Consider the following 14,918-nt stretch of genomic DNA (forward strand, 5'->3'; position numbering starts at 1 on the left):
GCGGAACTTGCGCCGAGGCACACCGCGCGTGTTACATGGAACACACCCTACTCGGCGGTAGTGACGAACATTACAATAACTGTTGTCACATTTCTAGATGGCGCATTCGATGTTGCGGACTCGTATCCGGCGCACTACGGGCCTGCCGTAACCGACCTGGAGAGAGACCAGCCGTGCCCCCAGAGCGCAAGCAAGAACCCCCCGCCCCCCGCCCCCGCCCCGCCGACGACCGCTTCGACTACGACGTCCTCGTCGTGGGCTCCGGGTTCGGCGGCTCGGTGAGCGCCCTGCGCCTCACCGAGAAGGGCTACCGCGTCGGCGTCCTGGAGGCCGGGCGCCGCTTCACCCCCCAGACGCTGCCGTCCTCCTCCTGGGACGTGAAGAACTTCCTGTGGGCTCCGAGCCTGGGCATGTACGGGATCCAGCGCATCCACCTGCTGCGCGACGTGATGATCCTGGCCGGAGCCGGGGTCGGCGGCGGCTCCCTCAACTACGCCAACACGCTCTACCACCCGATGGACCCCTTCTTCGAGGACCCGCAGTGGCGGCACATCACCGACTGGAAGTCGGAGCTGGCGCCGTTCTACGACCAGGCCCGCCGCATGCTCGGCGTGCGCACCAACCCCACCGTCACCCCCTCCGACGTTCACCTGAAGGCGATCGCCGAGGACATGGGCGTCGGGCACACCTTCCGCCTGACCCCCGTGGGCGTGTGCTTCGGCGACGGCCGGGACGGCGCGGGCAACCGGGGCGGCCCCGGGGAGTCCGTGGGCGACCCCTACTTCGGCGGGGCGGGGCCCGAGCGGCGGGCGTGCCGCGAGTGCGGGGAGTGCATGACCGGCTGCCGCCACGGGGCCAAGAACACCCTCACCGAGAACTACCTCTACTTCGCCGAGCGCGACGGCGCCGAGGTGCACCCGCTGACCACCGTGGAACGCCTGCGCGAGCTGCCCGGCGGCGGGTACGCGGCCGACACCGTGCGCACCGACGCGCCCCGCAGGCGCGCCAACGCCCGCACGTTCACCGCCCGCCAGGTCGTCGTGGCGGCCGGGACCTACAACACCCAGGCCCTACTGCACCGCATGCGCGACTCCGGAGCGCTGCCGCGCCTGTCGGCGCGCCTGGGATCCCTCACCCGCACCAACTCCGAGGCGCTCGTCGGCGCCATGAGCCGCCACGTTCCGCCGCCCGAGGACCTGACCCAGGGGGTGGCGATCACGTCCTCGATCCACCCGGACGAGAACACCCACATCGAGCCGGTGCGCTACGGCAAGGGCTCCAACGCGATGGGGCTGCTCACCGCCATGCAGGTGCCCGGCGGCGGCCGGATCCCCCGCTGGCTGCGCTTCCTCGGCCTGGCCGCGCGCCGCCCCCACGTGTTCGCGCGCAGCTTCTCCAACCGGCGCTGGTCGGAGCGGGTCATCATCGGACTGGTCATGCAGTCGCTGGACAACTCGCTGACCACCTCCCTGCGGCGGGGGCTGTTCGGCGGCAGGAAGCTGACCTCCCGGCAGGGCCACGGGGAGCCCAACCCGACCTGGATCCCGGCGGGCCAGGAGGCGGCGACCAGGCTGGCCGAGCGCATCGACGGGTTCCCCGGCGGAACCTGGGGGGACGTGTTCGACGTTCCGATGACCGCGCACTTCCTGGGCGGCTGCCCGATCGGCGACAGCCCGGACACCGGCGTCATCGACCCCTACCACCGGCTGTACGGGTACCCGGACATCCACGTGGTGGACGGGTCGGCGGTCACCGCGAACCTGGGGGTGAACCCGTCGCTGACCATCACCGCCCAGGCCGAGCGGGCGATGGCGATGTGGCCCAACAGGGGCGAGGAGGACCCCCGGCCGGAGCAGGGCGAGGCCTACCGGCGGGTGGCGCCGGTCCCGCCGCGCGCACCGGCCGTTCCGGCCGGAGCCTACGCCGAACTGCGCTTCACCGCCCCGCTGCCCCTGACCGTGGTCGACTCCGCCAAGCCCACCGGGGAGGAGGCGGTGGCGAAGGTGACGGCCGACGCCGCCGAACTCGCGTCGGGCACTGCGCAGGAGCGGCCCGTCGGGACGGTCGGAGGCGAGGACCGGGGGTGAGCCCCGCCGGCCCGGGACCCGGGACGGCGGCGTTCCGGGTCCTCAGGCTGAGCCCGTCACGTCCTCGCGCTCGCCGTCCCCGCCCTCCTTCTCCAGGTACTCCATGGCCAGGGCGAAGTGCTCGCCCATGACGGTGGTGAGCTTGTCCGCCATCTCCTGGGCCAGCACGGCGTCCACGGCCTGCTGCGCCAGGGGGCGCACGCGACGGATCAGCTCGGCCATCTCGGCGGTCTCCTCGCTGCGGACCACCGTCCCGGGGGCGTACTCGGCGAGTATGTGGTCGGCCACCCGGCGGACCATGTGCTCGGCGACCCCGCCCACCTTCTCCCGCAGGTTCTCGGCGATGTCCAGGACCGCGTCCACGCTCATGCCCAGCCTGACCAGCTCCACCCCGGCGTGCAGCAGCCGGGGGCTGGGCACCCGGAAGCGCAGCCCGTCGCGCTCGATCACGCCCAGGTCCAGGGAGCGCTTGACGGTCCGCGGGGTCACGCCCCGGCCGAAGAGCTCCTTGAGGTCGCCCAGGGTGAGGTAGTCGGCGATCTCGTCGCTCCAGGCGTCCCCTATGGCCGACTCGAAGCCCAGGATGTCGGACAGGTCGCCGCCGCGCTCCCAGACCCGGAACATCTCCCCGATGTTGGCGAAGGTGTAGCCGCGCCGCAGTAGCTGGCCGATCAGCCGCAGGCGCGTCAGGTGCGCCTCGGAGTAGATGCCCACGCGCCCCTCGCGGCGCGGCGGGGCGAGCAGGCCCCGGTCCTGGTACACCCGGACGTTGCGCACCGTCGTGTCGGCGAGCCGGGCGAGTTCGTCAATGCGGTATTCGGCCATGGGTCAAGCCTAGGGACACCCGCGAACCCTACTCGTCAGTAAATTCCTGGCCTTCCCCCGTTGCATTGTGACAATGCTCGTTGTAACGTTCCGGCAATGACTGTGGAGGAGATCACATGAGGACCCCCCCGCCACGCCACCTGCGGCGGCTGCCCGGCCGGAACGCCCTCGTCACCGGGGCCTCCGGGGCCTTCGGCAGCTCCACCGCGGCCGTCCTCCGCCACCTCGGGGTGAACGTCGTCGGCCTCGACCGCAAACCCGCCCCCGGCGTCATCGGCTGCGACATCACCGACGACGGGCAGGTACGCCAGGGCGTGGCCGAGGCGCTGGACCAGCTCGGCGGCCGCCTGGACCTGCTCGTCCACTTCGCCGGGGTGGGACCGGCCGTGGACATCGGCCGGGCGCCGGACGCGCACGTCCACCAGGCGCTGGAGGTCAACCTCCTGGGCGCCTGGAGGGTCACCGCCGCCGCCATGCCCGCCCTGCTCCGCGACAGGGGGCGCGTGATCGTCACCGCCTCCCTGCTGTCCAACCTGCAACTGCCCTTCGCCGGGGCCTACACGGTCTCCAAACGGGCGCTGACCGCCTACGCCGACTGCCTGCGCGCCGAGTACGGCACCCACGTCGGGGTCACCACCGTCTACCCCGGCTACGTCGACACGCCCATCCACGACAGCTCCCGGGCCACCGGGGTCGCTCTCGACGGCCTCGTCCCGGCCGAGCGCGAACGCGACACCGTCATGGCGGTGGTCCGCGCGGCCGGGGCCCGGCGGCCCCCCCGCGACGTGGCCTCGACCGCGCTCGGCACCGCCGGACTCCACCTGTTCCGGTACTTCCCCGGCACCACCGAACAGATCGTGTCGCTCCAGATCGGCCTGCTGCTGTCGGACGGCGCCTTCGGCGACGCGGAGATCGCCCGGGGACTCCACGACCGCCACCGCGGACCGGTCGCGTCCTGAGGAGGAGAGAGATGACCGCAGAGATCACCGCCAAGCCCAAGCTCACCGACCGCGAGGACATCGCCAAGCGGCTGCTCCGCGGATCGGCGAAGGCCTCCTTCGACCCGCTCGTGGAGATCGACTGGGACGCCCCCGTCGACAGGGACATGTGGGGTATCCGCCCCGAGCGCGTCTCGCTCTACGGCACCTACCTGTGGGAGCGGCTCAGCGAGGAGCAGCGCAAGGAGCTCTCCCGCCTGGAGGTGGCCAGCGTCGCCACCATCGGCATCTGGTTCGAGACCATCCTCATGCAGATGCTGGTGCGCCACGCCTACCACAACGACCCCGCCACCAACCACGTCCAGTACGCCTACACCGAGATCGCCGACGAGTGCCGCCACACGGTGATGTTCGCCAAGATGGTCGGCAAGCTCGGCTGGCACACGCACAAGCTCGACCCGGCCGCCCACATGCTCGGCAACCTCTTCAAGACCATCGCGCACGGCCCGCTGATCTTCGCCGGGGCCCTGTTCGTGGAGGAGGTCCTGGACCAGATCCAGCGCGAGGCCGTGCCCGACGAGCAGATCCTGCCCCTGGTGCGCTCGGTCTCCCGCATCCACGTGGTGGAGGAGGCCCGGCACATGCGCTACGCCCGCGAGGAGTTCCAGCGCGACTGGGCCACCCGCGGCCCCCTCAACCGGGCCTACAGCCGGATCATCCTGGGCCTGGTCACCTACTACTCCGCCACCCGGCTGATCAACCCCAAGGTGTACGCGCAGGTGGGGCTGGACCCCAGGGAGGCCTACCGGGTCGCCCAGCGCAACCCGCACTGGATCGGCACCAAGACCTGGGCGGCCCGCAAGGTGGTGGCCACCCTGGACACCGCCGGGGCCATCTCCGGGCTGGGCCGCTACTTCTGGAGGAAGGCCGGGCTGCTCGGCTGATCAGACCCCGCCGCCGAGGGGGGCGCAACGCGCCACGCCCTCCCGGCGGCGGTCACACCTCCCGGGGACGAAACGCGCCGCGTCCCCGGGAGCCCTCTCCCCGAAGGCACCCGCGCCGAGCCTTCGGGGCGGCGGATCCCCCGGGGGCGAAACGCGCCACGCCCCCGGGGGACCTCCCACCGGTTCGCACGAAGGGAATCCACACGTGACCGAAGCACCACCCCACTTCCGGGTGGCCGTCATCGGGTCCGGCTTCGCCGGGATCGGGATGGCCGTCCGGCTCACGCAGGCCGGTCTGCGGGACTTCGTGGTTCTGGAGCGGGCCGAGGACGTCGGCGGCACCTGGCGTGACAACTCCTACCCCGGAGCCGCCTGCGACGTCCCCTCTCACCTGTACTCCTTCTCCTTCGCGCCCAACCCCCACTGGAGCCGCACCTTCTCCCCCCAGCCCGAGATCTTCGCCTACATCAAGAGGGTCGCCGGGGAGTACGGCGTCGACAAACACGTGCGCTACGGCCACGAGGTGACCTCCGCGCACTGGGAGCCCGACGGGAACCGCTGGCGGATCGAGACCAGCCGGGGCACCGTCACCGCCCAGTTCCTCGTCAGCGGCGCCGGGCCGCTCGCCGACCCCTCCTACCCCGACATCAAGGGCCTGGAGACCTTCGAGGGGAAGCTGTTCCACTCCGCCGAGTGGGACCACGGCCACGACCTGCGCGACCGGAGGATCGCCGTGATCGGCACCGGCGCCTCCGCGATCCAGTTCGTGCCCCGGATCCAGCCCGGGGCCCGCAGGCTCACGCTGTTCCAGCGCACCGCGCCGTGGGTGATGTTCCGGCACGACCGCGACATCACCAGGCTCGAGGGCTGGCTGTACCGCAACATCCCGCTCACCCAGCAGATCGCGCGCAAGAGCATCTACTGGGGGCGGGAGACCTACGTCCTCGGCTTCGCCAAGGACCCCAGACTGCTCTCGGTCGTCGAACGACTCGGCCGGGCCAACATCCACCGCAGCGTGAAGGACCCCGAGCTCCGGGCGAAGCTGACCCCGGACTTCCGGGCGGGCTGCAAGCGCATCCTCATGTCCAACGACTACTATCCGGCGCTGGCCCGGCCCAACGTCGACGTGGTCACCGACGGGATCACCGAGATCCGCGCCAACGGTCCCGTCACCCGGGACGCCTCGGGGACCGAGACCGAGCACGAGGTGGACACGATCATCCTCGGCACCGGGTTCCACGTGACCGAACCGCCGGTGGCGCGGCGGATCTTCAACCCCGAGGGCACCTCGCTGGCCGACCACTGGGGCTCGGACGCCCAGGCCTTCCGCGGCACCACGGTGGCCGGGTTCCCCAACCTGTTCGTGCTCGCCGGGCCCAACACCGGTCTGGGGCACACCTCGCAGGTCTTCATGATCGAAGCCCAGATCAGGTACACCATGCAGGCCCTGAAGTACCTGTGCCGCAACCGCCTCGACCGCCTGGACGTGCGCCCCGAGGCCCAGGAGGCCTACAACTCCATGGTGAACCGCTCCATGGAGGGCACCGTCTGGGTGACCGGCGGCTGCGACAGCTGGTACCTCAACGCCAACGGCCGCAACACCACCCTCTGGCCCACCTTCACCTGGGACTTCGCGCTGCGCACGCGCTGGTTCGACCCGCACAACTACGACCTGCGCCGGGAGGTGGCCCGTGAGCGGGTTCGGTGACGACGAGGAGGAGTACCGGGGCCCGGTCACCGTGGTACTGCCCGACGACGGCGGCGCCGTCGAGGTCGACGCGCACCTCGCCGGGCACTTCTCCCCGCTGACCGGCGACTACCGGTGGCGCGGCAGGCTCTCCCCCAGCCCCGAGGTGAGCAGGGCCTTTCGCGAAGGCGCGCGTACCGTGGTGGTACGCACCCCCGACGGCTTCGAGGGCGCCGGGACGCTGGACGAGGCCAACCTCTGGGGCGGCCACCCCGTCAACGGGGCGGGCAGCCCGCCCTTCGCGGTCCCCCGCGTCGACCTCGACGAGTCCGACTGAGAGGTGTCATGGCACTCCAACACGTGAACCGGGCCCGGGAACTCCGGGTCCGCTCGGCCGACGGAACCCTGCTGCACGCCGAGGTGCGCGGCCCCGACACGGGACCGACCGTGGTCCTGGCGCACTGCTGGGCGACGTCCCTGGCCTCCTGGGGCCCGGTGGTGCGCGAGCTCGACCCCTCCCTCCGGGTGGTGCTCTACGACCAGCGCGGCCACGGCCGCACCCAGGCCCCGCTCACCCGCGCCGGGTACGGCGCGGCGAAGCTGGCCGAGGACCTGTGCGCGGTGCTGGAGGCCACCGTTCCTCCCGGCGAGAAAGCGGTGGTCGCCGGGCACAGCATGGGCGGGATGACCATCATGGCCGCCGGTGCGCACCCGGTCTTCCAGGAGAAGGCCGCCGCGGTGCTGCTCACCAACACCGGGTGCACGCAGCTGTGCGAGCGCTCGACCGCGATTCCGCTGCCCGGCCCGCTGGGCACCCTCGGCTCCCGGGTCTTCCTCAGGGCGCCCTTCCCCCTGGGGCCGCGCAACCCCGTGGCCACCGCGGTGCTGAAGTCCATGGTGATGGGTAAGAAGGCGGACCCCCGCATGGTGCGGCTGTGCATGCGGATGGTGCACGCCTGCGGTTGTGTGCCCCGGGGTTCCTGGGGGTGGGTGATCAGCACGCTGGAGGCGGAGGAGACCGCGCGGCGGATCTCGGTGCCCTCGGTGGTGCTGGTGGGAACGGAGGACAAACTGACCCCGCCCTGGCACGCCCACCACATCGGCTCGCTGCTCAAGGACTGCCGCGAGGTCCGCGAGATCCCCGGCGCCGGTCACATGGGCCCCCTGGAATACCCCCAGACCCTCGCCGAACTCCTTGGCTCCCTCGCCGCCGAACACCTCACCGCCCGGCCCGAAGCCGCCTGACCCGCCCCGGGGGGGGCACCGGCACGTGCGGATCCCCGGGAAGGGCCGGCGCGGGCGGGACTCATTCCAGTTCGAACAACACGGACAGGCAGACAAAGACAAAGGCCGCGAAGCCGAGGGTGACCGCGACCCGGATACGCCATCCGCCCACCGTCCTCCCCCGGTACTCCTGGACCGACTTGTGGAGCAGCAGCAGTGACATCAGAAGGACGGTGGCCGAACCCGCCAACCCGAACATGGACCTCCCCAGAGACGGTGCGGACATATCTGGTCAGTTGCGCGCCCGAGGAGTGACGGGCCCGGTCAGAACGCGGCGCTCGGCATCCTCCGGCCGACGCGCGTCGGGGCCCGCACGGGGCCCGTCCAGGGCGCTGCGCAGGCCTCTCAGCGATTGCACGGTCACGGTGTCCTCCCCGAAGCGGTGCCGGCATCGAAGAGAAGTAGGGCAAATGACCCGGTTACGCGGTCCCGCCTGGAACTGCCGGGTGCCGGTCGACCCGAAGGGGACCAACGAATCGACCGCGGTGCTCATCGCCGCACCCACCAGCCACCCCATGGAAATCCAGGGCCTTCCCTCGTTCTTCGTTTCGAACGGAAGACAGGACTTCGGCGCGGCCACAGGGAAGACTCGATATGAGAGCAGCTGCGATGCCGTCCCTCCAGTAGCACCCCGGAAGCGGTATGGACGAGATACCCGAAGCGAGCAGAGCTCCTGCGCCGCCGATGACGGTCGCTCCGCCTCTCCACTCACCGACCGCCATCCGTGTCCGCGTCTCCTTTCGTGCGTCGAAGCTGCATGAGGCGCGGAAGTATCCAGAAGAGGAAGATGGCGGCAGCGAACACCAGGAGGATGAGGAGCCCGGTGAGATCTCCTTCCCACCATCTCCACACCGCCAGGGACAGGCACAGGAGAAGACTCATCACCCTGAACCCGAGAAGGGTACGCGGCTCTTTCCGAGCCGGTTTTTCGGGGAACCTTCCATACACGTGCCTCATCCTCTCCAAGACTGGTTTCCACAGTCCCGGCTCCCCTTCCCGGAACAGGGGAAAGAGAGCCGTGGAACCGCGGGACCGTCATGACGATGTGCGTACGCGCAGTCAGACGGTCCCGCAGCATGTCAGCTCAGCTGCTTGTGGTCAGTGACACAGCGCTCCACACCGTCCCGTAGGGCCCGAGAGGCGCACCGATCGCACCGGTGGCCAAGCCCGACCACATACCGTCCTCGATCTCCTGCTGGGACCCTCCCGCGACAGCGGCCCCGGCGGCGCCCCCGCCGGCCGCCCAGAAGGCCGGGATCACGACCAGGGCCGCACCGCAGGTGACCGTGGCCATGCATCCGGCTCCGAAGAGCGCGCCGGCGGCAACACCGGCGAGCCCCGCCTCGATCGTCGCTCCTGCCTCAGCCTCGGTCATCAAACCGAGCGGATCGGTGTTGTTGACCGGGTTGCCCATGGCGTAGACGTAGAGGTTCATTTCCTGCCGGGAGGGGTCCGGCTGGGTGAAGTTGAGGGTGTTCGTGTCGTAGAACCGGTGGCCCAGGTTGGTCGTCCTGCCCTGGAACCGGTAGGCGCAAGCGAAACCAAACGGACGCAATTCGGCACACTGAACCCCCGAAGCCTGAACGGGTGATGCCACCAGGTGACACCACCCGCTAGGGGTTCATTTTTTATTACGGCGAAGACTGGGACGAACTTCTGGTGCTATATTCCACTCTTATGTTTCCTGATATTCACTAGGTTGCGAATGTGAAAGCTGAGGACGATGACGAACCCCAGGAGTACGAGGCCGCACGCGACTGCGAGTACCATGCTCCCCTGACCCCAGAAGAGTGGCACGGCAATTAACATGCCAATCATTCCAAGGGTCACACCGAAGATTCTCCACCTTATCGCGCGAAGGGCATTAGCGTGAACTTGGCTTTCGCTCATCTGCATCCATGGTGTCTTCTGTCTGTTTTCAGCAGGTGGTGCGGACGCCTTCGTAGGACCCCCAGAACCCAGCTATAGAAAGGACTACTCCAGCAACAGATGCGCCTCCGGTGGGGACCGTGCCCGTGAGAGACACAATCAAACTACCCGTCGAGATAGCCAAAGTCCCCCATGCGAGCGCGCAAGGCGGAATGATGGTCTGCAGTCCGGTGGGGTCGGTGTTGTTGATCGGGTCGCACTGGGCGTAGGCGTAGTTGTTCAGCTCCTGCCGGGAGGGGTCCGGTTGGGTGAAGTTGAGGGTGGTCGTGTCGTAGAACCGGTGGCCCAGGTGGGTGGTGCCGTCCTGGAACTGGTAGGCGCCGGTGAACCCGAACGGGTTCAGGTTCGCCGCCCTGGTTCCTTCCAGGGTCTCAGAGGACTGTTCGCCGTAGGGGGTGTAGTCGTAGACCGCGTCCGGCTCCCCGGCCTCGGATCCCTCTGCGGTCAGGGCCAGGACCGTGTTCTGGTGGTCGGTGGTGTAGTGGAAGCGCTCGTTGCCGTCCCAGGCCACCATGGAGATCAGCTCACCGTTCGGGTCGCGCACGAAGCTGGTCCGGTCCCCCTGGGAAGCGATGTTGGTGACCCCCAGAGCGGTGTTGGACAGCTGCCGCTCGATCCGGTTCCCGTTGTGCACGTCGGTGATGCCGCGCATCTGGGTCTGGTCGGTGGTGTCGTAGCTGATGCTGGTGGCCAGCGAGGAGCCTTCGTCGGCTTGGAGGAACTGGTTGGTGGGGCTGTACTCCAACCGGCGGTCCCCGCGGGTGGTCATGTTCCCGGCCCCGTCGTGCTCCACCGTCTCTCCGCGGGCCGAGGTGACCTGGTCGGCGTCGTTGTAGGAGAACTCCTCCCCGCCCGCGGAGAGCAGGTTGCCCACGTCGTCGTAGGTGTAGTCCACCTCTCCGTCGCTGGTGAGCCGGTTGAGGCCGTCGTAGGTGAAGTTCTCCGTGTCACCCTGGATGGTGCGGGACTGCAACTGATCGCTGTCGGAACCGTCGTTGTCCCAGGAGTAGGAGGCCTCCAGCAACGTCTGCCCGGACGCTCCGGTGGTGGTGATCCCGGTCAACCGACCCGAGGCGTCATAGGTGCGCTCCTCACTCGCCCCGTCCGGGTGCTCGATGCCGGTGCGGCGACCGTTGTCGTCGTTCGTGAAGGTGGTCTCGGCGCCGGTGTGGTCGGTCAGCGAGGTCAGGCGGAACGCCGCGTCGTAGGCGTAGGTCGTGCTCTTGCCGTGCTCGACCATCTCGGTGACGTTGCCCGCGGCGTCGTAGGTGTAGGTGGTGGTCTCGCTCCCTGCCGAGTCGGTGCGCACCGTCTTGAGCAGGTCGCCGCGGCCGTTGTAGGAGTGCTCCACGCTCACCCGGTCGGTGTGCCGGGCCACCTGGCGGCCGTTGCCGTCGTAGGCGATGGATTGGAGCAGCTTCCCGTCGTGGCTGATGGACACGATGCGGTCGAGGCGGTCGTAGCCGTACACCAGGGTGGTGCCGTTGCCGTCGGTGACCTCGGTGACCCGCGACAGGGCGTCGTAGCCGAACTCCATGGTGCCCAGGGGCCCGGGCTCGGACATCAGCGTCATGTTCCCGGCGCGGTCGTAGGAGTAGAGGGTGGCGTTGCCGTTGGCGTCGGTGACCTGTTCCACCAGACCGTTGGGGTGGTACCAGATGTCGGCGACCTCGATGCCCATCTCCTCCTGCTCGGCGGAGGTCAGGTTGCCGCGCGAGTCGTAGGACATCTCCAGGGTGTCCCCGTCCGGGGTGGTCACGCTGGTGGGCTTGGCCGGGTTGGCGGTGTCGGTGTAACCCACCGAGGTCTCGGCCCCGGTGGGCAACTCGGTACCGATGAGGTTGTTGAACGCGTCGTAGTCATAGGTCACCGACGCCTCCAACGCGTCGGTGGTGGTGGCCACGTCCGAGTTCGCCGTCCACGTCTGGGAGCGGGTGTTGCCCACCTGGTCGGTGGCCGAGGTCTGCCGACCCCGGTTGTCGAACTCCAGGGTCGAGGTGCCGCCTTCGGGGTCGGTGACGGTGGTTTCGGGGTTGGACCAGCCGCTTTCCGCGTAGTCGTAGGAGGTGGTGGCCCCCGCCTCCGAACCGTCGGGGGCGGTCAGGCTGGTCACCTGGTTCTCGTCGTTGTAGGTGATCTTCCAGGTCGCGCCGGTGGCGTCGGTGATGGAAACCAGTCGGTTGTTGTCGTGGCCGAAGGTGATGTCCTGGCCCGCCCGGTCGGTGAGGGTGGAGGTGTCGTACCCCTCGTTCCAGGTGTGGGAGGTGGCCGTTTCACCGGTGGGGTCGGTGATGGTGGGGGTGGGGCCGCTTTCCCAGTCGACGGTGGTGACCCGGTCCTGGGTGTCCACTATTGAGACCAGGTTGCCGTCGCTGTCATAGCGCATCCGGTTCGTGTTGCCGTTGCGGTCGGCCTGGGAGTACAGCCACCCGTGGGCGGTGAAGGTCCACACCTGGTCCTCGTACTCGCCGCGGTGGAAGGTCAGCGCGTACTGGCCGTTGGCCAGCTCCTCCAGTTCGGCGTTCAACCCCGGGGGCGGAGTGAAGGAGCCGTCCTCCTCGACCTCGAAGGCCTCGCAGTACCCGGAGGGGCCTCGGAAGATGACGCTGTTGCTGTAGATGTCCAGTCCCACGTCCTGGCCGTGGGACAGGAACCAGCTGCCGTCAGAGGACACGGAGTTGTAGAAGCTGGAGACGGACAGGTCCAGCCCGGTCCCGGCCACGGTCAGGTCGCGGTGGCGCACCACCAGGTCGCCGTTGTGGGTGTTGACGGCCAGTTCCAGGCGGTCACTGATCTGATGGCGCTCCAAGGGGTACCAGTGCTGGATACCGCGGTCGGGGTCGCTGGCACAGGTCCACACCCGGGGTTCGGGGCTCTCCGCGCGGCCTTGGACTCCGGCCTCGGGTTCGGCTCCGGGCGGGGTCCAGGGTTCCTCGGGGGGTGCGCCGCCCACCGGATCGGTACGGGCCTGGCCGGGTTCGAAGGTCTCAGGGACCGGGACCGTGCGGTCGGCCGGGGAGTGGGGGTCGACGTCGGCCAGGGCCGGGGGCGCCGACAGCAGACCCAGAACGAGGGCGGAGGCGGCCGTGGCAGCCGTCAGGGACAAGGGGATATGCCTTCTCACGAGGGGGTCTCCCAGAATCGGGGGCGTACTCGGGGACACCCGGATCTGGCGGCCCCAGCTTCGAGAGGTCCGCCTCCGGGTGCGTCAGGCACCGGCCACGCTACGTACCGCCACACCATGATCACCATGAGCCCAAGGTGAAGGCCGTTACTCTGAGTGAAAGAAGCGCCCGATAGGTTTAGAACCTGAGGGAGTGGTAGGGGCACGACCCCCGCCGCCGAACAGGAGTGGCGCTGAACGTCCGTAGGCCGAGAAGGCGCCACATGCGGCACGGGGTGGCGGAACCGGGCGGGCGTGGCCGGAATCGGCCCCGAACGACAACAGTTGACTGAGGACAAAGAACTGTCTTCGAAGAGGTGAACCCGGCCTCCGCCCCGGTCTGGAGCCGGGCCACGGGCAGAAGAGCCGGGCCGGGATCCGGGTACGCCCATCGCACCGCGGGACGCCCTCCCCGACCCGCCGCTCACGGCCCTCCTCGCCTGGCGGATGTGGTCAGCGGCGGTGGAAGACGTAGCCCGCGTGGTGGAGCACGTCGTCGACGAAACGGCCATAGGCCCAGAACCCCAGGTCGTCGCGGTAGACGATGCGGTCCCCCTCGGTCCAGAACGATCCCTGGTAGGCATGGGGCCGTCCGCCGCGCGCCTCGTCGTAGCGGCCGTCCGCGGTCAACTCCTGGTGGATGAAACCGGTCTCGTCGATCCACATGCCCAGGTACGGGCTGTCGGCCGGGCTCCGTCGCGGCCCCAGCTCGGTTCCGGGTTCGGTGAGACGGCGGCCGTTGAACAGGGCGATCTCGCCGTCGATGACGATCGCGGCGGCCTGTTCCGGGCGCCAGATCACCCGTTCCAGGGCCGGCTTCCCGGCGGGGTGTCCCGAGATCACGGCGAAGGTCGCCGGGTTCCCGGGAGCCAGTGTGCCGACCCGGTCGGAGGGGCGCCGGCTCAGTCCGGCGACGGTGTCGTTCTCCAGGACGCCCGGAACGATGGTCAGGCCGGTGCAGTCCAGGACGACCGCGCCGTCGTCCTCGGCCGCCGTGTGGAGGCCGGTGCCGACGCCGACGATCTCCTCCTCGCCCAGGAGGAGGTCGGCGCCGGTCAGGTCGCCGATCACCGGGTCGAGCGTGTGCACGGTGGCGTTGACGAACAGCAGCGGGCGCTCCGGCTCGGCCGCGATGGTCTCCAGCAGGCCCTCGTCGAACAACGTGGCGCTCATGGTTCACTTCCCGAAGGTGTGTGCGTGTCAGGGACGCTCTCCACCCTCGGCCCCGGGCGCCTTCCCAACCAGGCCGGGCTCTACCCGGGTACACCCCGCCCTGGCTGACGGGTTTGCCCCCGGGCTGAACGCATGCCCCTCACGGAACCCAACGCCTTCCTCGCGGTCGCGCGCGGCTGACGCCGCCCCGGCACGCGGGGCCCGGCCCGGAATCGTTCCGGGCCGGGCCGCGTGCCGCGGTCAGCTCGTCATCCTGGCGAACATGCCGGGCTCGTAGGAACCGCCGGGGTTGCGCAGGATCACGTTGAGCCGGTTGGCCGTGTTGATCATGCCGACCAGTGCGACCAGAACGGCGATCTCGTCATCGTCGTAGTGCTCGCGCACCCGCGCCCAGGTCTCGTCGGACACCCCCGGATGGGCGTCCGCGATCCGGGTCCCCTCCTCGGCGAGCGCCAACGCGGCCCGCTCGGCCTCGGTGAACACGGTGGAGTCGCGCCAGGCGGCGACCAGGTGCAGCCGGACCGCCTCCTCGCCGGCGGCCGCCGCCTCCTTCGTGTGGAAGTCGACGCACACGCCGCAGCCGTTGATCTGGCTGGCACGCAGCATCACCAGCTCCCGGGTGGCCTTGGGTAGCGTCGACTGCTGGAACAGCACGTTGACGCCGGCGAGGTGCTTGCTGATCTTGGCACCGACCTGGTTGCCCATCAGGTCGAAACGGGGTTCCATGACATCGTCCTTCCGCGTGGTGCGCGCACCGTCCAGGTGCCCTGACGAACACCGGATGCCGCCGCCCGGGCGCTTGTGACACCGGAAAGCGTGTGGCCCAGGCCACCGTGATGGGGTGTCACAGGACGGCGGGAACCGGCGTCTCGTGCACAGGCGGATCGA

At 69.5% G+C, this 14,918-nt stretch carries 13 protein-coding genes; 6 read left to right on the top strand and 7 right to left on the bottom strand.

Features of this window, described 5'->3' with window-relative positions; all coding sequences use genetic code 11:
- The first annotated feature begins 173 nt into the window (after positions 1 to 173).
- Positions 174 to 2,087 carry a GMC oxidoreductase gene (locus FYW95_RS11125; RefSeq protein WP_159942986.1) on the top strand — a complete coding sequence of 638 codons (1,914 nt, stop codon included), beginning with the start codon at positions 174 to 176 and terminating at the stop codon, positions 2,085 to 2,087.
- Between the two features lie 42 nt (positions 2,088 to 2,129).
- Here the strand turns inward: FYW95_RS11125 and FYW95_RS11130 are convergent, their stop codons facing one another.
- Positions 2,130 to 2,912: a MerR family transcriptional regulator gene (locus FYW95_RS11130; RefSeq protein WP_159942987.1), complete on the bottom strand. Its 783-nt coding sequence runs from the start codon at positions 2,910 to 2,912 to the stop codon at positions 2,130 to 2,132.
- Positions 2,913 to 3,028: 116 nt separating this feature from the next.
- On the opposite strand from FYW95_RS11130, the gene FYW95_RS11135 reads away from it, so the two are divergent.
- The 5 genes from FYW95_RS11135 to FYW95_RS11155 all read left to right on the top strand — a co-directional run bounded on the left by FYW95_RS11135 (position 3,029) and on the right by FYW95_RS11155 (position 7,726).
- Complete coding sequence (locus FYW95_RS11135; protein WP_159942988.1) at positions 3,029 to 3,871, top strand: SDR family NAD(P)-dependent oxidoreductase; 843 nt, start codon at positions 3,029 to 3,031, stop codon at positions 3,869 to 3,871.
- An 11-nt stretch (positions 3,872 to 3,882) separates the two neighbouring features.
- Entirely contained in the window at positions 3,883 to 4,794 is a 912-nt protein-coding gene (locus tag FYW95_RS11140) for an AurF N-oxygenase family protein (RefSeq protein ID WP_159942989.1), read from the top strand.
- A gap of 205 nt (positions 4,795 to 4,999) precedes the next feature.
- Positions 5,000 to 6,502, top strand: coding sequence for a flavin-containing monooxygenase (locus FYW95_RS11145; protein WP_201294811.1), 1,503 nt, complete (start codon positions 5,000 to 5,002; stop codon positions 6,500 to 6,502).
- Complete coding sequence (locus tag FYW95_RS11150) at positions 6,486 to 6,818, top strand: DUF4873 domain-containing protein (RefSeq protein ID WP_159942990.1); 333 nt, start codon at positions 6,486 to 6,488, stop codon at positions 6,816 to 6,818. The genes FYW95_RS11145 and FYW95_RS11150 overlap by 17 nt, the downstream gene beginning before the upstream one ends.
- A gap of 8 nt (positions 6,819 to 6,826) precedes the next feature.
- Complete coding sequence (locus FYW95_RS11155) at positions 6,827 to 7,726, top strand: alpha/beta fold hydrolase (RefSeq protein WP_201294812.1); 900 nt, start codon at positions 6,827 to 6,829, stop codon at positions 7,724 to 7,726.
- A 61-nt stretch (positions 7,727 to 7,787) separates the two neighbouring features.
- On the opposite strand, the gene FYW95_RS11160 is transcribed toward FYW95_RS11155, so the two are convergent.
- From FYW95_RS11160 to FYW95_RS11180, 6 genes are all read right to left on the bottom strand, one after another.
- Positions 7,788 to 7,928: a hypothetical protein gene (locus FYW95_RS11160; protein ID WP_159942991.1), complete on the bottom strand. Its 141-nt coding sequence runs from the start codon at positions 7,926 to 7,928 to the stop codon at positions 7,788 to 7,790.
- A gap of 69 nt (positions 7,929 to 7,997) precedes the next feature.
- The gene (locus FYW95_RS28625; protein WP_255495380.1) at positions 7,998 to 8,129 is read right to left on the bottom strand and encodes a hypothetical protein; all 132 of its coding nucleotides are present in this window, start codon (positions 8,127 to 8,129) and stop codon (positions 7,998 to 8,000) included.
- A 720-nt stretch (positions 8,130 to 8,849) separates the two neighbouring features.
- Positions 8,850 to 9,320: an RHS repeat-associated core domain-containing protein gene (locus tag FYW95_RS27675; RefSeq protein WP_236572168.1), complete on the bottom strand. Its 471-nt coding sequence runs from the start codon at positions 9,318 to 9,320 to the stop codon at positions 8,850 to 8,852.
- Positions 9,321 to 9,683: 363 nt separating this feature from the next.
- Entirely contained in the window at positions 9,684 to 12,800 is a 3,117-nt protein-coding gene (locus FYW95_RS11170; protein WP_236572169.1) for an RHS repeat-associated core domain-containing protein, read from the bottom strand.
- 510 nt (positions 12,801 to 13,310) lie between these two features.
- A complete protein-coding gene (locus FYW95_RS11175) occupies positions 13,311 to 14,030 on the bottom strand; it encodes an Atu4866 domain-containing protein (RefSeq protein WP_159942993.1) in 720 nt (239 codons plus the stop codon).
- Between the two features lie 240 nt (positions 14,031 to 14,270).
- Positions 14,271 to 14,756 carry a carboxymuconolactone decarboxylase family protein gene (locus tag FYW95_RS11180; protein WP_159942994.1) on the bottom strand — a complete coding sequence of 162 codons (486 nt, stop codon included), beginning with the start codon at positions 14,754 to 14,756 and terminating at the stop codon, positions 14,271 to 14,273.
- Between the last annotated feature and the right edge of the window lie 162 nt (positions 14,757 to 14,918).

Origin of the sequence: Nocardiopsis sp. FR4, from assembly GCF_009830945.1 — a bacterium.
Classification (GTDB): Bacteria; Actinomycetota; Actinomycetes; order Streptosporangiales; family Streptosporangiaceae; genus Nocardiopsis.